The sequence below is a fragment of the Arsenicicoccus piscis genome (genome assembly GCF_022568835.1).
GTDB classification, from domain to species: domain Bacteria; phylum Actinomycetota; class Actinomycetes; order Actinomycetales; family Dermatophilaceae; genus Arsenicicoccus; species Arsenicicoccus piscis.
In genome coordinates this window covers 75557-94184 of sequence record NZ_JAKZHV010000009.1, presented here as the reverse complement: position 1 = coordinate 94184, position 18628 = coordinate 75557, and the positions used below count along the sequence as shown (strand labels likewise).

The 18628-nt window shown below is 64.9% G+C and carries 20 protein-coding genes and 1 tRNA gene; 10 read left to right on the top strand and 11 right to left on the bottom strand.

Annotated features, from left to right (window positions below; all coding sequences use genetic code 11):
• Nucleotides 1-61: 61 nt before the first annotated feature.
• Together MM440_RS14705 and MM440_RS14700 are read left to right on the top strand one after the other, a co-directional pair.
• Entirely contained in the window at nucleotides 62-1189 is a 1128-nt protein-coding gene (locus tag MM440_RS14705) for a ParB/Srx family N-terminal domain-containing protein (protein ID WP_241445230.1), read from the top strand.
• Complete coding sequence (locus tag MM440_RS14700) at nucleotides 1189-2073, top strand: restriction endonuclease (protein ID WP_241445229.1); 885 nt, start codon at nucleotides 1189-1191, stop codon at nucleotides 2071-2073. The genes MM440_RS14705 and MM440_RS14700 overlap by 1 nt, the downstream gene beginning before the upstream one ends.
• A gap of 56 nt (nucleotides 2074-2129) precedes the next feature.
• On the opposite strand, the gene MM440_RS14695 is transcribed toward MM440_RS14700, so the two are convergent.
• Together MM440_RS14695 and MM440_RS14690 are read right to left on the bottom strand one after the other, a co-directional pair.
• Nucleotides 2130-3494 carry a type IV secretory system conjugative DNA transfer family protein gene (locus MM440_RS14695; RefSeq protein ID WP_241445227.1) on the bottom strand — a complete coding sequence of 455 codons (1365 nt, stop codon included), beginning with the start codon at nucleotides 3492-3494 and terminating at the stop codon, nucleotides 2130-2132.
• Nucleotides 3495-3496: 2 nt separating this feature from the next.
• On the bottom strand, nucleotides 3497-3757 hold the full coding sequence (locus MM440_RS14690; protein WP_241445224.1) for a hypothetical protein: 261 nt from the start codon (nucleotides 3755-3757) through the stop codon (nucleotides 3497-3499).
• A gap of 138 nt (nucleotides 3758-3895) precedes the next feature.
• Here MM440_RS14690 and MM440_RS14685 point away from each other — a divergent pair, with 138 nt between their 5' ends.
• The 5 genes from MM440_RS14685 to MM440_RS14665 all read left to right on the top strand — a co-directional run bounded on the left by MM440_RS14685 (nucleotide 3896) and on the right by MM440_RS14665 (nucleotide 6422).
• Complete coding sequence (locus MM440_RS14685; RefSeq protein WP_241445222.1) at nucleotides 3896-4096, top strand: hypothetical protein; 201 nt, start codon at nucleotides 3896-3898, stop codon at nucleotides 4094-4096.
• Nucleotides 4089-4799 carry a hypothetical protein gene (locus MM440_RS14680; RefSeq protein ID WP_241445220.1) on the top strand — a complete coding sequence of 237 codons (711 nt, stop codon included), beginning with the start codon at nucleotides 4089-4091 and terminating at the stop codon, nucleotides 4797-4799. The genes MM440_RS14685 and MM440_RS14680 overlap by 8 nt, the downstream gene beginning before the upstream one ends.
• A 2-nt stretch (nucleotides 4800-4801) precedes the next feature.
• Entirely contained in the window at nucleotides 4802-5386 is a 585-nt protein-coding gene (locus MM440_RS14675) for a hypothetical protein (protein ID WP_241445218.1), read from the top strand.
• Between the two features lie 72 nt (nucleotides 5387-5458).
• On the top strand, nucleotides 5459-5803 hold the full coding sequence (locus MM440_RS14670) for a hypothetical protein (RefSeq protein ID WP_241445217.1): 345 nt from the start codon (nucleotides 5459-5461) through the stop codon (nucleotides 5801-5803).
• A gap of 205 nt (nucleotides 5804-6008) precedes the next feature.
• Nucleotides 6009-6422: a hypothetical protein gene (locus tag MM440_RS14665; protein WP_241445215.1), complete on the top strand. Its 414-nt coding sequence runs from the start codon at nucleotides 6009-6011 to the stop codon at nucleotides 6420-6422.
• 191 nt (nucleotides 6423-6613) lie between these two features.
• On the opposite strand, the gene MM440_RS14660 is transcribed toward MM440_RS14665, so the two are convergent.
• Nucleotides 6614-7873, bottom strand: coding sequence for an IS256 family transposase (locus MM440_RS14660; RefSeq protein WP_241441527.1), 1260 nt, complete (start codon nucleotides 7871-7873; stop codon nucleotides 6614-6616).
• Here MM440_RS14660 and MM440_RS14655 point away from each other — a divergent pair.
• Nucleotides 7859-9127 (top strand): relaxase/mobilization nuclease domain-containing protein, encoded by a 1269-nt coding sequence (locus MM440_RS14655; RefSeq protein ID WP_420914172.1) that lies wholly within the window; start codon nucleotides 7859-7861, stop codon nucleotides 9125-9127. The two genes, MM440_RS14660 and MM440_RS14655, sit on opposite strands and share 15 nt — an antisense overlap.
• The gene (locus MM440_RS14650; protein WP_241445208.1) at nucleotides 9069-9662 is read left to right on the top strand and encodes a hypothetical protein; all 594 of its coding nucleotides are present in this window, start codon (nucleotides 9069-9071) and stop codon (nucleotides 9660-9662) included. The genes MM440_RS14655 and MM440_RS14650 overlap by 59 nt, the downstream gene beginning before the upstream one ends.
• A 69-nt stretch (nucleotides 9663-9731) precedes the next feature.
• Here the strand turns inward: MM440_RS14650 and MM440_RS14645 are convergent, their stop codons facing one another.
• Nucleotides 9732-10484, bottom strand: a complete 753-nt coding sequence (locus MM440_RS14645; protein ID WP_241445206.1) for a hypothetical protein — start codon at nucleotides 10482-10484, stop codon at nucleotides 9732-9734.
• 182 nt (nucleotides 10485-10666) lie between these two features.
• On the opposite strand from MM440_RS14645, the gene MM440_RS14640 reads away from it, so the two are divergent.
• Entirely contained in the window at nucleotides 10667-10891 is a 225-nt protein-coding gene (locus MM440_RS14640) for a helix-turn-helix domain-containing protein (RefSeq protein ID WP_241445204.1), read from the top strand.
• On the opposite strand, the gene MM440_RS14635 is transcribed toward MM440_RS14640, so the two are convergent.
• The 7 genes from MM440_RS14635 to der form a co-directional block, all read right to left on the bottom strand.
• Nucleotides 10875-11075, bottom strand: coding sequence for a hypothetical protein (locus MM440_RS14635; RefSeq protein ID WP_241445203.1), 201 nt, complete (start codon nucleotides 11073-11075; stop codon nucleotides 10875-10877). The genes MM440_RS14640 and MM440_RS14635 overlap by 17 nt on opposite strands.
• Nucleotides 11072-11263, bottom strand: coding sequence for a hypothetical protein (locus tag MM440_RS14630; RefSeq protein WP_241445201.1), 192 nt, complete (start codon nucleotides 11261-11263; stop codon nucleotides 11072-11074). Before MM440_RS14630 ends, MM440_RS14635 begins: the two co-directional genes overlap by 4 nt.
• 19 nt (nucleotides 11264-11282) lie before the next feature.
• Nucleotides 11283-11831, bottom strand: coding sequence for an antirestriction protein ArdA (locus tag MM440_RS14625; protein ID WP_241445199.1), 549 nt, complete (start codon nucleotides 11829-11831; stop codon nucleotides 11283-11285).
• Between the two features lie 176 nt (nucleotides 11832-12007).
• Complete coding sequence (locus MM440_RS14620) at nucleotides 12008-14560, bottom strand: DEAD/DEAH box helicase (RefSeq protein WP_241445196.1); 2553 nt, start codon at nucleotides 14558-14560, stop codon at nucleotides 12008-12010.
• Nucleotides 14560-16671: a site-specific DNA-methyltransferase gene (locus tag MM440_RS14615; RefSeq protein WP_241445195.1), complete on the bottom strand. Its 2112-nt coding sequence runs from the start codon at nucleotides 16669-16671 to the stop codon at nucleotides 14560-14562. Before MM440_RS14615 ends, MM440_RS14620 begins: the two co-directional genes overlap by 1 nt.
• Nucleotides 16672-16909: 238 nt before the next feature.
• Nucleotides 16910-16983 (bottom strand) — tRNA-Pro (locus MM440_RS14610).
• 101 nt (nucleotides 16984-17084) lie between these two features.
• Entirely contained in the window at nucleotides 17085-18500 is a 1416-nt protein-coding gene (gene der / locus MM440_RS14605; protein ID WP_241445408.1) for a ribosome biogenesis GTPase Der, read from the bottom strand.
• Nucleotides 18501-18628 lie beyond the last annotated feature (128 nt).

The following is an 18628-nucleotide window of genomic DNA, read 5'->3' as shown; positions in this document are numbered from 1 at the left end:
CGCAAGAGAAGACCCCCGGAGCCGAGGCTCCCGGAGGTCTTCTGCTGCGTAGAATGAGTAGATGGTCACCTACTCGCCTGACACGGTTGCTCTCGACGACATTCTTCTCGACCCAAATAACTTTCGGTTCCGAGGTCCAGGAACAGCCATCGAGGTCGCTGAATCTCGTTTCGCCGAGAAGTCTGTCCAGGATGCCGCGCTTGAGCGGATCGTGAGCGATGGCGTCACTGAAGTGAAGCGTTCTATTGCTGAGAACGGCTTCGTTCCAGTGGAGCGCATCGTCGTTCGTCCTCTGAAAATCGAATCGAGTTCCGAAGCAGGCAAATCAGGTGACAGTGCCACCGGGTCGAGCCACTACGTAGTAGTAGAGGGAAACCGTCGTACGGCGGCCTTGAAGTTGCTCAAGAAAGAGCACACAAGCGGCGCTGCATTGAAGTCCTCGGTGTCTGATGTGTTCGATGCGGTGCCTGTTCTTCTTGCTTCGGACGCATCCGACGACGACCTTCTCGCGATTATGGGTATCAGGCACGTTGGTGGTCCGAAAGAGTGGGGCGGGTACCAAAGCGCTCTGCTGGTTTATGAACTCATGGAAGATAGCGGCATCGACGCTCGGCAGGTCGCCTCCAGGCTTGGGCTGACTGTCCAAGAAGTAAATCGCAGGCATCGCGCCTTCTCGGCTCTGACTCAGATGGCCAATGATCCGGAGTACGGCGAGCTTGTCACTCCCGACTTGTATGCAATCTTCCATGAAGTGGTGGGGCAACCCAAGCTACGCGATTGGCTGGGATGGGATAACTCTAAATACGAGCTGACGGAAGCCAACAACCGAGAGCAACTGTATCTCTGGCTGACCGGCAATGCGGACACGCCGAAGAAGATTACTGGATACGGTGACATCCGAGACCTGAAACTCATCATCGAGAACCCGGATGCTCTGTCCGCAATGCAGGATGACGACCAAAGTTTGGCCGATGCGATAGCGATCGTTAAGTCAGAAGCGAAAGCGACGAAGTGGTTGCCGAACGCCAAAGCCGCCCTCGCCTCTCTCCGCGACATGAGCCTGGAAACGATGGAGAACCTTGATGATGACGGTGTGCAAATCTTGACATCACTGAAGGAAAAGTCCAGCTCCGTGCTTCGGGCAGTGAGCGCTGCAAGAAGAACGGATGAGGACGCGGTCTCCGACTGATGGCTATCGGGGCGGAAGATCTCACGCGACTGCTCGTCGAACATCTGACCCCCGGTGCACCTCCTCAAGATTTGCACCGTTGCTTGGCAGAGTTGGCACAGGCGGACGGTCATGGCGACAGCATCAACCATGCGCTAGAGCTTGTCGAAGCGCTTGTGCCCGAAGTTCAGGACAGACTGGACACGATGCGGAATGCTGCGATTCAGAACGGCACCACGTGGAACATCGAGCTCTTCGGCTCTGGTAAAGAGTGGGTCCGGGGGGCATCCTTCGATGATCCGGGACTTCCGGCCGAGGACAGAACGGCGCGCTCCCGGAGGGCTTTCGCCAACGAGGCGAAAGCAGCCTTACTAGGGCTTACGTATCGTGACTTCGAGTTCGCGTGTGCCACAGTTCTGAGGTTGCTTGGCTGCCAGGACCCTCGAACCACGAGACAGAGCAACGATGGAGGGATCGACTTCCACGGCAGGCTAGAGCTAAGAGGAAGGCTTGACTCTCCGTTCCCATACGGAGGACTTGATGACCGTGCGAAAGTCTGGCTGATCGGACAGGCGAAGCACTACCCCACTTCAAACTTGGCACCGGCAGTGGTCCGGGAGATGGTTGGAACCGCTGAACTGGCTCGTACTGGCGGCGCGCTTCAAGAATGGCCAGGCCTCCGCTTGCGCCCCTTCGATGCGTCCCTCATCCTGATCTTTACAACTGGCGGTTTTAGCGTCGGAGCGAAGGCACTGCTCGAACGGTCCGGCATGCTGTCGATGGACGGGAATCAATTGACGACATTCCTATGTGACGCTGGAATCGGCATACAGAATGAGGACAGCGTCTTCGACGCCTCCCTGTTCCGTCAGCAGCTTGTCGATGCGGCAAAGTTGCACGCCTGAGCTACCCACGAGCGTGAACCTAGCGGCCCCCTTCGCCGAGGGTCTTCGTTTTGGGCTCAGGCTGCCTTGGGTCGAGCCTTGAACCTGAGTTGGGAGATGTCGACGAGATTCACCAGCAAACCAGCGTCGGAGAAGGTGCCCGCGGCCGCGCCGGGGCGCTTGCCGCGCAGGAGCCGGCCCTCGTCCATCGACTTCGGCAGCAGGTCGGTGGCGTGCAGGGTGTCGGCCTTCTCGGACTGTTGGGACTGTCGCCCGAGGTGGTCGGTCGTGGTCTTGTGGCGTTCGCTCTGCCCGTACCACCACGCTGCTCGTTCGAGCATGTCCTTCTCGGGTGCGCCGACGAGGCACAGGACTGCGGGGAACACCTCGCGCAGCTCGTCCATGCCCTCCTTGCCGTAACGCTTGGCGAACTGCGACGTGGCCTGCACCGCGCAGAGCAGGTGGATGCCCATCGCGCGGGACTCGGTGACGACGGTCGGCAGCTTCGGCCAGGGCATCGTGTTGCACAGCTCGTCGACGACCATGAGCAGCCTGGGCAGCCTGGTTTTCTCGGTCTGGTTGGCGCGCCACCGCTTGGAGATGAAGTCGACCGCCGAGACGGCGGCACCGGCCGCGACGCCGGTCGCCGGGGCCACCATGAACAGCGTTGCCTTCGGGTGGGCCAGCATGTCCGGTGTAAAGGCCCGCGACGTGCCGTCACCGGCGACGGTGGAGCGCAGCCACGGGGCGACGGCGGACTTCATGGTCACCATGATCGAGTCGCGCATCTTCGCATCGAGGAGCGCCGCGCTCCGCAGCTGGGATTCGAGCATTGGTGACAGTTCCTCCAGAATGCCGATCGCGTTGATCCAGCTCGGCTGCTCGGTGTCGTCTTCGTCGTCGGGGCTCAGGCGGCCAACGGCGGCCCGGGTCCAGCTGATGCCGCGCTGGCCGGTCGCTCGCAGCAGCGCCGCCAGCGGGGCGAGGGAGACGTTCTCCCAGAACGGATCACCGCTGCCGCCGCCCTTGTTGTTTCCGCCACCGGCTCCGGCGGCACCGGACTGCATGAGGATGCTCGCGAGGTCCATCGCGTCGTCGTCGGTGCGGATGAGCGCGGTCGGGTCGACGACGACCTTCTCGACGCCGGGTGGCAGGACATCGTCGGGCACCTCGCCCGAGAGGTCCAGGACGTACGTGTGTCGACCACCGGCCCACTCGTGACGCTGCTCCAGGCAGAGGTCGATGAGGTCGGGCTTCGAGGAGACGGCGACGACCGGTCCCTGCCACATGAGGATGCCCGGACCGAGGACGCGCCTGGACTTGCCGACACCGGAAGGCCCTGAGACGAGCAGGTGCGGCGCGGTCTCGGCGGGCTTGCCGTCGATGAAGCCGCCGAACGGGGTCGGCGGCGGGATGTACGCGGTGCTGCTGAACAGAGCCACGGCTACTCCTTCTGGTGCGGTTCGTCCTTGTTGTGCCACCGGTTGGCTGTCGCGGTCTTGCCGCCCTTGGATCTGCTCTCGCGGAAGCTGGCGGTCTCCCGCTCGATGACGGCTTCCAGCTCCTCGTTGCCGAGTTTGCCCAGGCCGTAGACCAGCAGTGCTCTGCCGAGTACGCCGTGCGGGATGTTCGTCTCGGCAGCGGCGACACGCAGCCGCTGGGCCTGGTCGTCGGTCAGGGAGATGGCGAGCCTCGTCGCTGTCATGTCACGGGCCTCCTGGTAGCTCAATAGCACAAGATCGAGTGTTATGCCCAAGCGTACTTCCAAGGCCGTCTCCTCCTTCCGTAGCTTTGTAGCACATGCTATCGTGATAGGCACGAGCTTCGATCGAAGGAGGACCCCGTGGGTAAGTACGTCCTTGGTCTGATCACCGTCCTGGTGCTGCTTGGCGGCACCTTCTTCCTCGGCTACACGGCAGGCATCAGCTCCGACGGCGGACGCGTCTGTCAGATGGACTCTCAGACCGGCCAGGCCACGGACAAGAGCGTGTGCATCGTCGACGGCGTGCGCTACGTCCCCGAGGACAGCCAGACCGATGAGTGAGCACCGCTGGGAGCGGGAGCGGGCGGCCTGGGTGCTCGCCCGTGCCGGGCATCGCCCGGGCGCTCGACGTCGTGGCGAGAAGCTCGCCGTCGTCGCCCGGCGGAACGACCGCTACGAGGCAGGTGCCGGTGACGCCGGTTTCGCCGAGGTCACGACCAGACCACTCCTCTACCGGGCGATCTTCCGTGAGGAGGGCGCAGCGAACACGGCGGGCTGGGCGTTGCTGGCCCTCATCTGCGTCATGGTCGTCGCGGTGCTCGCGGGACCAGCGCTGATCATCAGCCGGGCTGCGTACGGCACCTGGTGGGTGATGGTCCGCAAGTGGAGCCGCATGATGCCCGGTCCGTACCTGCTCATCGCTGCCGTGCTCGGCGCAGTGGCGTGGCTCGTCTTGTCGACGACGGGATTGGAGGGCGGTGCCCTCCTCGCGGCGCGATACGTCGCGTTCCAGGTGGTCGGCGGCGTCGCGTGGGCGGCATGGCTGGTCCGCGCGAACGGCTGGGCGGCCGTGGCACGCAAGCAGAAGCAGTCGAAGCAGCGCATCGCTCCGATCGTCGTCGAGACCGAGGCACCGGCCGTGCCCGTCGAGGTCGACAACCCATCGCACCAGGAGCGCGACGACGAGCCGGTGGGCATTGCGCCGATCGTCATCGAAGTGGAGACCGAGGTCGGGCACGAGCCCGAGCACAAGGAAGGAGCCTGATCATGGCGAAGGGCAAGAGCAAGAGCGGCCAGGTCGTCGTCAACATCGAGCAGAACAACCGCATCTACCAGATCATCGCGACGCTGCTGCTGTGTGGCGCGATCGGCATGGTGGCGTACGCGCTGGCCAAGAACGGCTGGCTGGAGATCGCCGCGACCATGCTCACGATGTTCCTCGTGCAGCTGACCACGCTGCTGTTCAAGAACGGCATCATCGGGCTCCCCGAGAAGCAGGACGACTCGGCGTTTAAGGGCACGAAGGGTCTGCTGCGCACGATGGCTGCGGATTTCCGCGAGTGGCAGGCTCGGTCACCGATCTGGCGGCTTGCGGCCCTGGCGACTGGCTACACGCTCGCGTTCATGCTCGCCCGCTCGGGCATCAGCTGGGCGCTGACGGTCTTCACCAACGTGTGGATCGCAGGCGCAGCGGCGGCCTTCCTCGCCTCCCTGATCATCTTCCCCTCGCTGATCGGAAACGCAACGAAGTTCCTCGCGAGCAGGGCGACCGAGGGCAAGAAGCGCGAGCAGAGCATCGAGGACGAGGAGAAGGAGGTCATCACGAAGACCTTCGACCTGGACCAGGAGTAACCCCGGTCAGTTGCCGCGAAGGCGACCTACCGACGGAAGACCGGCACCGCCGGGTGGAGAGAGGAGACCAGCATGGCGAAGCAGACGAAGGCGCAGCGGATCGAGGCGAAGGTCGCAGGCGGCCTGTCGCACATCGAGGCGGAGATCGAGGTCGAGCAGGAGGACGCCGCTGCTCGTATCGCTCGGCTGCGGCAGCGGCAGGAGAAGGAGGACGCGAAGGTCCGCGAGATCGTCGTCGACCTCCTGGAGGAGGAGCACTCGGAGGTCTTCGAGCGCCTCCAGGCCAAGGCACGGGAGCAGCTGGCCGATGAGGCGCAGCGCCGTCGGGAGCGCGCGAAGCGGGCGACTCGTTCGTCCGAGTCCACGCCGCCGAGCGGTGTGGCTGCCGAGAAGTCGGCGTTCTCGGCCGGGGCGTGAGGCCGGTGGTTAGGAGGGGTCGAGGGGAGGGCGCAGCCCTCCCCCGCAAGCGGTACTTGGCAGACGAGCGCCAGCGATGTCTGACAAGTGCCTAGCTTGCACCCCGCCTTCTACACCACTTCGAGAGGTGGCGGGGATTGTGTCGTCGATTCAGCGGAGTGCACGGGATCGGTGACGGAACGAGGAACGAGAGGAGACAGCGATCATGGGCACGACCATCGACGACACGCGGCCGCCGAGCAAGGGTAAGCGACTGACGGTGCGGTTCGACGAAGGAGAACTCGCTCGCGTCAGGAAGCGCGCCCTCGCGATGGGGGTCGCTCCGTCGGCCTTGACGCGGGCATCCGTGCTCGACCTGGTCGTGGGCGGCCGGGAACCCACCTCGCTCGCTGCCGCGGTCGCAGCACCGTCAGGCATCGAGGCAGCGCATGCTGCTGAGATGCGGCGGCTCCGGGTCGAGATCAACCGCGTCGGCGTGAACTTCAACCAGGTCACGCGGAAGGCGCATATCGAGGGCATCGGGGTGTTGACCGACAGCGAGGCGATCGAGGTCTTGCGCGCTCTCGGAGAGACGCTGCGCGCCGTGGAGGCTCATCTGGGTATCGGGGAGGAGGCGTGAGTACTCTGCTGGGCCGCAAGGTCGCCAAGACCCGGCCGAAGGTTGACTACGAGCTGCACGGTGTGAGGGGTTCTGCCGAGTGGAAGCGGCACCGGGCCGAGGGCACGAACCGAGTCGCAGCGATCCGATGTGATGCCGCGAGGGTCAAGTCCCGGGTAGTGGTGTAGCGGTGGGTGTTCCTTCGTTGGGGGTCAGGCTGTGAGGGCGGGCAGGTTGTCGCCTCCGATCTCGGGGCCGGTGTCGGTGTCGGTGTCGGTGATGAGGTTGATGCGGCAGCGGGCGAGGACGTCGAGGCCGAGGTAGCGGCGTCCTTCGGCCCATTCATCGGTTTGCTCGGCCAGGACGGCTCCGATCAGGCGCACGATCGCTGCCCTGTTGGGGAAGATCCCCACGCTGTCGGTGCGGCGGCGGATCTCGCGGTTGAGGCGTTCGGCGGGGTTGTTCGACCAGATCTGGTTCCACACGTCTTTGGGGAAGGCGGTGAAGGCGAGGATGTCCGCGCGGGCGGCGTCGAGGTGCTCGTGGACCTCGGGCAGCTTCCCGTCGACGTAGTCCAGCAGCCGGTCGAACTGCGCCTGGACGGCGTCCTTGCCGGGCTGGTCGTACACGCTGTGCAGCATCGCTTTCACGGCCGGCCACATACTCTTCGGGGTCACCGACATCAGGTTCGCGGCATAGTGGGTGCGGCAGCGTTGCCAGGTCGCGCCGGGCAGGTTCGCCGCGATGGCCTCGACCAGGCCTTGGTGGGCGTCGGAGGTCACCAAGCGGACGCCGGTCAGGCCGCGGGCGGTCAGGTCGGCGAAGAACTCGTTCCACGCCGGCCCGGTTTCACTGGTCGCGATGCGGAGCCCGAGGACTTCGCGGTGCCCGTCGGCGTTGACACCGACCGCGATCAGCGCGACGGCGTTGACCACGCGTCCGCCTTCGCGGACCTTCATCGTCAGCGCGTCCGCGGACACGAACGTGAACGGCCCTGCGTCGGCCAGGGGCCGGTGGCGGAAGTCCTCGACGATCTGGTCCAGATCACTCGCCATCCGTGACACTTGGGACTTGGACAGCGAGTCGATCCCCAACGTCTTGACGAGCTTGTCCATGCGGCGGGTGGACACTCCGGCGAGGTAGCAGTCGGCGACGACGGTGATCAGCGCGGACTCTGCCCGCTTGCGGCGCTCGAGGAGCCACTCCGGGAAGTAGGTGCCTTGCCGCAGCTTCGGGATCGCGACATCCACGGTCCCGACGCGGGTATCGAGGTCGCGGTGGCGGTAGCCGTTGCGTTGCGCCGTCCGCGAGGCGCTGGGTTGGCCGTACTCGGCCCCGACCACCGCGTCGGCGTCCGCGGACAGCAACGCGTTGATCATGGTCTGCAGCAGGCTGCGCATCAGGTCCGGCGATGCTTCGGACAGGGCTTCACTCAGCAGGCCGGCAGGGTCGACAATGTGTGGTGCGGTCATCGTGATGACTCCGTTCGAGGATTCTGTGGAAGGTTGACTCGAAGGATCACGCGGTGGCCGCACCCACGTCCACTACCGGGACGAGGACAGCGACCGCGCTACACCACTATCGGGGACTCAACTGCCGCGAGCCCCGAGGAGTTCGTCGACAGGGCGGAGGCGCTGCGGGAAGCGCATGGTCGCAAGATCGAGTCGCGGTCGTATGTGCACAGCTTCAAGAAGGAGGAGATGGACCCGCTCGACCCGCAGACGCCGGGGCGGGTCCGCGATCTCTCCTACCAGGTCGCTAAGGAGCTTCACTCAAACTCGGACGTGCTCGTCATCGTGCACCTGGACAGCGCGGGTGGTCACCCGCACTCTCACGTGACGGTGATCAATCACGACAACGAGACCGGCCTGGCGTTGCGTGGCCAGGACATGTACTGGCAATACCAGGCAGTCAACGATCGCGTGATGCGCGAGCAGGGGCTGGAGGTAGTGGAACGGGGCTCTCGAAGCGTGGACCACAAGGCGTACTGGGAGCACCGCCGCGAGGGCGAGGCCGTCTCCGAGTTCGACCGCCAGCTCGGCGACCAGATCGAGGAATCGCTCGCCGACCGTCGGTCAGTTGACCTCCCCAGCTACCGGCAGGTGCTGGCGGAGAAGGGCATCGAACTGGACGAGAAGGTCCACACGATCAAGGCCAGCGCCGACGGCTCGACCCAGCAGCACGAGTCGATCGGCTGGACCTACAAGGCCTTCGACACCACCGGCGAGAAGCCGAGGAAGCGGCGCAGGAAGGCCTCGTCGCTGTCCGAAGAGTTCACCCACGACGGTGCACAGGAGATTTTCAAGTACAACCAGGAAAGGACGGTGCGCCATGAGCGCCAAGGACAGGATCGAGCAGCAGGAGAGGGAGCAGTCGCTCTCGGAGATGTCCGCATTGGTCGAGCAGCTGCGCAACGAGCGGCAGGAGGACAGGCGCGTACTGGCTCAGCTGATCGAGTCCCAGAACAGCCTCACGTCGATGGTGGAGGAGCTCTCGACGTCGATGAACTCCGGGGCAAGCTCGAACGCGCACGACGCGACGCTGAAGCTCGGCGGGGTGAAGAAGCGTCTCACGAGCTTGGAGGAAGCCGTGACGGCGCTCGGCGAGAGTCTGGCGAGCAGCGAGACCGTGCAGCTCGCCGACGGAAGCTCCTTGAAGAAGTCCGACGTGGACGCCTTCAAGTTGACGGAGAAGATCGCAGCGCAGATCACGGACCTTCGCTCTAGCTTGCTGAATGAGATGGTGTCGAAGGTGCAGGTGCGGGTCGACTACGACAAGCTCGCGGCGTCGCTTGCACCCAAGCTGGAGACCCGGCTCATTCCCCAGATCAATGCCAGCGAGGAGCGTATGAAGCAGGCCTTCGCGGCTCAGGAGCGTCAGCTTGACGACCTTGGCAGCAAGAAGATTGCCGAGGTGAAGGAGTCGCTTCAGGACGCCACGAAGGGGCTGGACACGGCCGACAAGACCGCGGCTCGTCTCAAGGGGGCATTGACCTGGGCGGGTATCGGGATGGTCTCTGTAGCGTTGTTGCCGTATGTGTTTGTTGCAATGGTCGTGAGCATGCTCCTGGGCCTCGTCGGGCAGATGTTCGGCATCCCCGAGATCTTCGGCTGGGCCTGGGCGTCGTTCGTAGCGGCGGAGGCGTGGTGGTTGAAGCTGATCATCGCCGTCGCCACGGTCGGTAGCGCTCTCGGCGTGTGCTGGGTCGTCTACTGGCTCGGCAACAAGGCCGCAAGGGGTCTGTCGCGGATGGTGACCTGAGTCTTCGGAGGAAAAGAGCAACCCCGCAGCCGGATGGCTGCGGGGTTGTTGCTCTTGTAGCTCGCCGGATCAGTCCTTGATCCAGTTCCCGGAGCTGTCGCGCATCCAATCACCGGTGTCCGTCGAGGCGACCGAGACGCTGCCGTCGGTCATGACGGCGAGATTCGCCTTCACGAAGTCCTTGTAGACCTCGTACGAGTCCCCCAGGGAGTTGCGGGTCCCGGGGTAGCTGAAGCCGAGCGTGATGTCAGCGTCGTCGTCCTGCGGTGAGGACGCGCAGTCGGCGACCTGAACGATCTGCGAACCGTCGTCGGCGGCGTAGATCCCTTCCTCTGGGTTCGTCTCATCGAGTTCGTCGAGCGTGGCGATCTCGCCCCGGTACAGCGTGGCGTGGGCAATCTTCTGTCCGTCGGTGCCGTCGCTCAGGTTCCCCACCTTGTTGTAGGAGTTCAGGAGCCCTTTCTTCGCGTCGTCGGAGACGAACTCGACGCTGATGTCCACGGCGCAGTATTCGGACGTTTGCAACGTGTGGGACGAGACGGTGAAGCTCTCGACCACGACGCTGCTGGCTTCCTTGCCTGCCGCCTGCTTGAGGTCGTCAGGAAGGACCACGGTGAGCTGCTCACCCTTGCCCACGGGCTCCATGCCGTTGAGCGGGAAGTCGTAGACCGTGGCCGCCTGCGCCTGCGAGGGCTTGCCCTCGTTCGAGCCGGAACCGTTCGCGCTCTCTCCCGTGGGCGAGGACGAGCAGCCGGCCAGCATCAGCGCCGTAACGGCCGCTGCTGTGGTGAGGGCGGTGGGCAGGGTCTTGCGGCGTGGCATACAGGCTCTCTTTCTCGTCTCTGGTCTGGTGTTCCCCTCGAACGGGCACAGATCTACCGGGTATCAGAATACCCTGGTAAAGGGCAGGAATCAGGCTGACTGTTGAAAGAGTGCTTGATGATGAACGCCCCGATGCGGAGCGAGTCGATCTCCCCGTCCTCGCCCGCCCCCTCCAGGAGTACGTGGGGCGCAACCTGCGCGCCTACCGGAAGCACAAGGGCATGACGCAAGAGGCGGCGGCCGAGCTTCTCGGCTTCGACGTCCGCTATCTCAGGCGCATCGAGACCGGTCAGATGAACCTCCAGCTCCAGACGATCGACCACATCGCCCGGACGCTGGAGGTCGATCCGCTGGAGTTCCTCACCGGCGGCCCCTGGGACGAGGACCCCGTCACGGGTCAGAGCTGATCCCCAGCTCCTCGTCGCTGTCGTAGTACCTGAGCAGGTCGCGCTGGTCGCGAATCAGCTCGACCGTCGCCCGGTGAAGCGCCAGCGGGTCGTGCAGGCGCGCCTCCTCGTCAGAAAGCTCAGAGCAGCCCCGCCACCAGCTGAACGCCAGGGCATGGCTGCTCGCGTTGGACTCTGCACTCATACGTCCCCCCTCCGTCGGGCTCGGATAGCGCGCATGTCGACCACGACCGCGATCGACAGCGGTCCGTGCTCCGGGCAGTAGTAGACCCGGCTAACGCTCATGTCTTCTACCATGATGAGCACCCGCTTGGCGATGCTGGGCATGTCGCACTGCACGCACACGCGCAGCTCCCACTGGTCATCAGTCATCGGTGCATCTTCCTTTCAGTCACAGGTTGCGGAAGACGAACACGCCGCCTCCCGGCGCGTCCTCGACCGTGTAGTCGAACGCGAGGTCACGGGTCCACGCCGACCAGTCGAAGTACCGGGCGACATCGTCCGGAACGCCCGACAACAGGCCCGTACCGTCGGCCAGCTCCTCCGCGTACTCGCGGAACGACTCCCACTCGCCGCAGTAGCGGTCCTCGAAGTCCGGGATGCTCGGCAGGTCACCAGTGCCCTCAGCCACGTAGCCACCGCTCCTCACCCACGCGCACAACGCCTCACGCTGGTGCTCCGGGACTAATGCCAGCGAGCCGCCCCACTCAGCAGCCTCGTGCGGGCTCATCTCGCCGCGTACGGGCAGGTTCTCGTGGTCGAAGCACCACAGCTCCTCGCAACCGCCGCGGGCACCGCCCGCGCCCCGGTGCACGTCAGTCAGGGTGACCTCGTCCGCATCGACGGCGTCGAACCACTCACCAACGAGGCGTCCAGAGTTGTAGCAGTGCAGGCAGCCGATCCAGACTCGCGGCGTGCTGTCCAGGATGTTTGTGTCCATGGATCTCCTCCCAGGGTCGAGGAGAGCGGCGAACGCGACAGGCAGTCAGGCTCTGATGAAATGACGCGCTTACGCCGCGTCAACCGCTCTCACGCCGACCCCCGGGCGACGCTCTGCGGCGCCGCACAGCATCTCACCCTTCGCATTCGCGACTTTTAGGGCGGTAAGGGAGGGTCTCAGAACTCGACTGAAGCCGCGCGGTAGGCGCTGTCGGCGTCGATCGCAGCGAGGACTGTGGCACGAACGGCTGGAAGCTTCAGGTCGAGGACGCGGAGCTTGCTGTCGATGCGGGAGATCGACTCGACGCGGTGGAACCGATCCCCGTACGCCTCTGCGAAGCGCGCCATCCCTCGGAGCTTGGAAAGTGCGTCAGGGAGCCAGGCACCATGTGGATCGACGATGTTGGCCCGGACCCCGCTTTCGCTGTCGACGAAGAACAGGAAGTCGGGCCGGAGCGTCCTCCATTCGCCGTGTCGGTCTTGGTAGGCCAGGCTCATCGAGTCGCGGCCGCCGGTCGGGTTGCGGTACCAGGCCAGCAGGTTGCCACGGGCGATCTCGGAGTCGAGTACCTCGATCTCGTCGGGGTTCAGCTTGCCCACGGGGAACATGCCTTCCTCATCCGCTAGCAGATGCAGCGGGCGCCGTTCCAGGAGCTGCTCAGCGTCCCCGACGACGCGCTTGGTCTCCTCCTGGCGGTTTCTCGGCAGCGCCATGGAGATCAGCTGCGGCTCCGTGCTCATGGCTGTGATCTCCGCGTAGAGGCTCTGCCTCGATTCTGAGAGGTCCTTGATCGCCACTCTGAATCGGTCGAGCCACTCCTTCACCGTGCGATCGGCCTCTACGTCCAGGGCCGGACGCGTCTGGGGCAGGAGGGCGAGTGCGGCGACTCGCACGTTCGCGTCGCGGTAGGCGTCCTCGTCCTCTGCTCCCGCGGCGAGATGGTCCACGTAGGTGCGGGCGATGTCCGGTGTGATAGTGCGCGCACCCGCTCGGTAGGCGTCCTGGATCGCCCTGTCGTCCGCGGCCTCGGTCCACGACTCGTCCTGCCTGAGACCGTGGCGAGCGTGACCCCGGACGGTCCCACCCGCGACCGTCAAGACGTCGTCGACAGCCTTGGCAAGATCCTTCATGTACTGGGCCGACAGCCCATTGAGGACGCCGTGGAGACGTTCGTGCGCGAGCTTTCCGGCATCGGCGAGCAGGCGGTCCGCGGCAAGCGCGTGCGCGAGCGCAGTCAGGCGCTTGATGGGGTTCGCGTGCTTGCGTGGCAGCGTCTCGGCAGGCAGCGTTTGGAAGAGTTCCCAGGCCTCGTCGGGTACGGCTTGGTTCGGGGTCATCAGGTGCGGAGCAACCAGGACCCGCGGCCCTGCCCCTCCGCCCATGGCCACCTCGCTCCCCATGATCCGTTCCAGCACAAGGCTTGCTGTGGCTTTGTTGAACTTCGGCAGGATGCACTCGACGCTGTTCAACAGGTCGTTACCCTCAATGCGCCGGGCGAGCGGCGTGCGGATCATCCTGCCGAGCAGCTGCGTAATGTGCGTCTCATCCTTGGCGGGACGGAAGGACACCATGACCTCGGCCCTGGGGCAGTCCCAACCTGTGCTAATCGCGTCCTTGGCGAGGAGCACCCGCACGTACGAGGCGTCTTGCACGCGTTCTGGAGAGATGTACGGCACGCTGTGCGGCCCGAAGGTCTGAGCGGTGTGCTCACCAAAGACGTGGGCAAACGCGTCCGCCTCCAGCTCCAGCCATTCTTCACGGATCACGTCAATGGCCGCAGCCACCTCTGTCGGGGACGGCTTGTTCGGCACCTGAAGGACGATCAGGGGCTTGAGGGTGTCCTCCCCCTGATCGCAGGCATATTGCGCCCAGGCGTTGGACAACGCCTTGACCTTCCGAACCCCTCGGCGCAACAGGACAGTGTTGAAGTCACCCGTCTCCGCCGGGAAGTCCAGAACGATGTCGTCCTTCAGCAGGCCCGACTCCTGGATGCGCACGGGATCAACTTCGACGGTGGCGAGATGCACGCGGTTCGACTGCACCTCGGCCTCCCTCATCGCCGACTCGAAGCGCCGGACCGTCGCGGAGATGCCCCACACGATCGGAACTGGTGGGACGTCGCTCTGGCCGTTGATGAGGCGCTTGACGATGGTCGGTGCCTCCGACGGCCGCTTGCCCATTCCCCTGTGCGCCTCGTCGAGGACCATGTAAAGAGTGAGGTTGTTGTCCTCGATCGTGTTCCTCAACGTGTCCCAGAACGTGAACGGCATCATGTCGGCCCTGGAATCGAACCCCGGGAGGACGTCTGAATCGCCGCGCCCTCGCACGAGCAGGCTGTTCTTTGACAACTTCGAGGTGTTCAGGAAGTAGACGTTGCCCGCTTGCAGCTTCTGGTATCGGAACGGGTGTTCGACGGTAACGAGCCTGTTGCGCAGGCGGTCGGAAGCCTGCTCCAGCCTGTGCTTGGTCTGCTGGTTCAGAGCCGGGTCGTCACTGAACCACAGCACAACCGCGCCCGGGTCCGGGGCGATGCCGAACTCATCACTTCCCCAGAAGAGTGCCTCGATCACCGCTGCGGCCATCACGGTCTTTCCCGCGCCCGTGGTGGCGGTTAACGCGACGGATGAAACGCGCCTACTGGCACTGCGGTAGAAGTCCCTCGCCGAGGTCAGCTCGCGCAGGGTGTCGCCGACTGCATCGGCCTGGTAGTCCTTCAAGGTGAAGCGCATCAGAAGTCCCCCGTCATCTCACAGTTGCGGAGGTAGTCCTCGTAGAGCCGCACAGTTTCGATACCATGGATCTCGTCGGCCACCTGCTGATAGCGGCCCTCGTCGTCAGTGACGATGTACGCCATACGGATGCCCTCCCGTCCACGAATCGCTTCTACAAACGCCGCGGAGTCGTCGAGGTCACGCAGGATGCCGTAGCTTTCGGCGAAGGCCCAACCGCCTTCGATTGAGTCGATGCGCGAGCCGGTCGCACCAGCACGCAACCAGAGCATCGGGGCGATCGCGGCGAACGCCCGGTCCACGCCGACAAGCCATTTGGATTCGTAGGTCAGCGTGAAGAACGCCGCGTTCTCCTCGAGGCCGTCGGCCATGGGGAACTCGTCTACAAATTTGTAGTCGCCTGTGATGGGCTTCCCCTCTGGGGTAAGGCCTGTGATGGCGGCCTGGATCCTCGGCTTGGTGATGTGGTCACAGATGCCCAACTCCTCCCACTCGGGATCGCCGGGTCTCAGGCCCTGTCTAAGGAGCCTGGTCTGCTCGTCGGCAGACACCTCGTTGTTGGTCACTGAGATGCACTGGCGATGGCCGCCGTCCTGCTTGTTAAGTCGCATAACAGCGTGCGCGGTGGTACCCGAGCCCGAGAAGAAGTCCAAGATCACGGCGTCGGTCTTGTCATGGACAAAGAACCTCAGGGTGTCCTCGACGGCATACAGCGACTTGGGAAAGGGAAACTCCCGCCCAGGCAAGAATGAGTCTCTGAGCAGTCGAGATCCGTACTGGGTAGCGTCATGTGAGCTGATGCGCCATTGTGTTCCCGGAGTCGCCCGCACGAGATCGGAGTTCTCCTTTTCGAAGCGCAGCGAACCATCCGGCCCTCTGCCCGAGGGGGTGTATTCCCCGTCCACGATTTTCGCGTACTCACCATCCTTGAGAATCGAGACGACGAATCCACGCTGTTCGTTTCCGCTGATACGCACTCTGCCCTGGGCGAGACGACGCTCGAACTCCTGCTTACTCCACATCCACCGGCCTTCTGTGCCATCTTTGCGAATCGGCAGCACAGGAACCGTGCCCTCAATGGGGTCGGGAACCGACACACCGGGAGGAAGGGGTGCACCGACTTTGGCGACCCTCGGGCCAGCCGGCTCTACATATATAGGGTAGAAACCTCCAGGTGAGTCCTGCCGCCTCGCTCCGCCACCAGAGCGTCTAAGCATGTCCCAGCGTGGCGCACCAGTGTGCGTTCGCCCCTTGGCAGAAACCCACTCGCGAGAAAGCAGCACACGACCTGCTGCGGCTGCGCCCATCCGTACGAAATAGATGTACTCGTCCACTCGACCGAAGGATCCAGGACGAGCGGATGCAGCGGGGTTTATTAGTGAACTGACCACTTGAATCTCAGCCTCTGGAAAGGTCTGCTCCAGCAACAATCCCAGCCGCAGATACTCCTTCTCATCGATCGTTACGATTAGGACCGAGTCCTCGGGCTTCAGTAGCCGCTTGGCGAGCTTGAGACGACGCTCCATAAAGGCCAGCCATTTTGAGTGCCGGTAGAGGTCATCGTCGGCGACGTAGTTGTTGTTGTACTTCCAGTCGCGAGCTCCTGAGTTGTAGGGCGGATCGATGTAGATCGCGTCTACGGACCTCTCATGTGTGAACGTCAGCTGCTCTAGAACGTGGAAGTTCTCCCCGTTGATGACTGTGTGGAAGGGTTTGTTGCCACCGCGCTGAACCGTCGCGTCCGGGCGCAGCCCCGGGTAGATGCGGTCACGGAACTCGGCCACGAGCACCAGGTCCTCGATTGCCGCCCTAACCGTTTCGACCCCCGCACCGTTCGGGGAGGTGATCGTTGCCGTGTCGCCGTCGATCATGTCGACCGTCCACAGACGCTGGTCGCCTTGCTCGGCCGACCCGCGGGGTGGGAGCACTCGCACCTTGCTTGTCTTACGGATTCTGTGGCCGGGGAGCTCCACGGCTTCAGGCGCGTGCCGCTCGAAGTTCAGACCGAAGGGCAGCCTCTCTTGCAACGGACGGATCTCGGTCTCCAGGTCCTCGCCGAGCTGCGGGTCGAGCTGCTTCGCGGCGCGTAGAAGGTCTGAAAGCCTAGACATCCCTCTCCTTGTCCAAAGGTTGGGCCCGCGCACGCGGACGTGCGCTGCGGACCCCTCGGCTCCCGACATTATCGCCGTGGGTGCGAGGCATGGAGACCGCCCCGCCTCTGATTCACGGGGCCATCGCACGAGCTGCTGGGCCTGCTCCACGGCACAATCTAGCGGTCACCCTTGCGGTCACAATGCCGTCAGGAAGCATGGTGCCCAGGCGGGAGAACAACTCCCACCTGGGCAAACGTCGGGCTGACAGGATTTGAACCTGCGACCCCTTGACCCCCAGTCAAGTGCGCTACCAAACTGCGCTACAGCCCGGCGCCCAGGCGAACCCGGGCGACAAGGAACCTTACCGCACCAAGCGGCCGGGCTCCCAATCGACGGTCACCCGCTTGCGGAGGCCGAGCGACGGGCCGCGGTCAGCGCTTCTTGCGCTTCTCGCGGACCCGGACCGACATCTCGATCGGGGTGCCGTCGAAGCCGAACTCCTCGCGCAGCTTGCGCTCGAGGAAGCGGCGGTAGCCGGCCTCGATGAAGCCGGACGCGAAGATGACGAAGCGCGGCGGGCGGGTCGAGGCCTGGGTCGCGAAGAGGATGCGGGGCTGCTTGCCACCGCGCACGGGGTGCGGGTGAGCCGCCACGACCTCGCCGAGGAAGGCGTTGAGCCGGCCGGTCTGGATGCGCCGGTCCCAGGAGTCGAGCGCGGTCTCCAGGGCCGGGACCAGCCGCTCTACGGCACGACCGGTGCGCGCGGAGACGTTGACCCGAGGGGCCCAGGTGAGCTGGACCATGTCCTGGTCGATCTCGCGCTCGAGGTAGTAGCGCCGGTCCTCGTCCATCAGGTCCCACTTGTTGTAGGCGAGGACGAGGGCGCGACCGGAGTCCACGACCTGCTGGATGACGCGGATGTCCTGCTCGGTGATCGGCGCGGACGCGTCGACGAGCACGACGGCGACCTCGGCCTTCTCCAGGGCGGTCTGCGTGCGCAGGGAGGCGTAGAAGTCCGCGCCTCGCGTCTGGTGCACGCGGCGGCGGATGCCCGCCGTGTCGACGAAGCGCCACAGCTTGCCGCCCAGCTCGACGAGCTCGTCCACCGGGTCACGCGTGGTGCCCGCGACGTCGTCGACGACGACCCGCTCGGAGCCGATCAGCTTGTTGAGCAGCGAGGACTTACCGACGTTGGGCCGCCCGACGAGGGCGACGCGCCGGGGGCCCCCGCGCTGGTAGGCACCGCCGACCTGGGAGTACTCAGGCAGCACGCTGAGCACCTCGTCGAGCAGGTCACCGGAGCCACGCCCGTGCAGCGCCGAGACCGGCCACGGCTCCCCCAGCCCGAGACCCCACAGGGCAGCGGCGTCGGCCTCGCCGCGCTGGTCGTCGACCTTGTTTGCCACCAGGATGACCGGCTTCTTGGAGCGGCGCAGCAGCTTGACGACGGCCTCGTCGGTGTCGGTCGCGCCGACCGTGCCGTCGACGACGAAGAGCACCGCGTCGGCCAGCTCGACCGCGACCTCGGCCTGCTCAGCGACGCGCAGGTGGATGCCCGTAGCGTCGACCTCCCAGCCCCCGGTGTCGACGAGGGTGAAGCGTCGCCCCGCCCACTCGGCGTCGTAGGCCACGCGGTCGCGGGTCACGCCCGGGACGTCCTCGACCACGGCCTCGCGGCGGCCGATGATGCGGTTGACCAGGGTGGACTTGCCGACGTTGGGCCGGCCCACCACGGCGACGACCGGCAGCGGACCCTCGGCGTCGCCGCCGTCCAGGACGTCGGCGTCGCGCTCGAGCAGGAGCCGGTCCTCCTCGGACAGCTCGAAGTCCTCCAGGCCCGCGCGCAGCGCCGTCTCGACGCCGGCCTCGAGCTGGTCGTGGTCGGTGTGCTGCTCGTCAGTGCGCTGCTCGTCTGCGTGCTCGTGCTGGTCGTGCTGCTGGTGATGCTGCTGGTCGGCGTGCTGGTGGTGCTGGT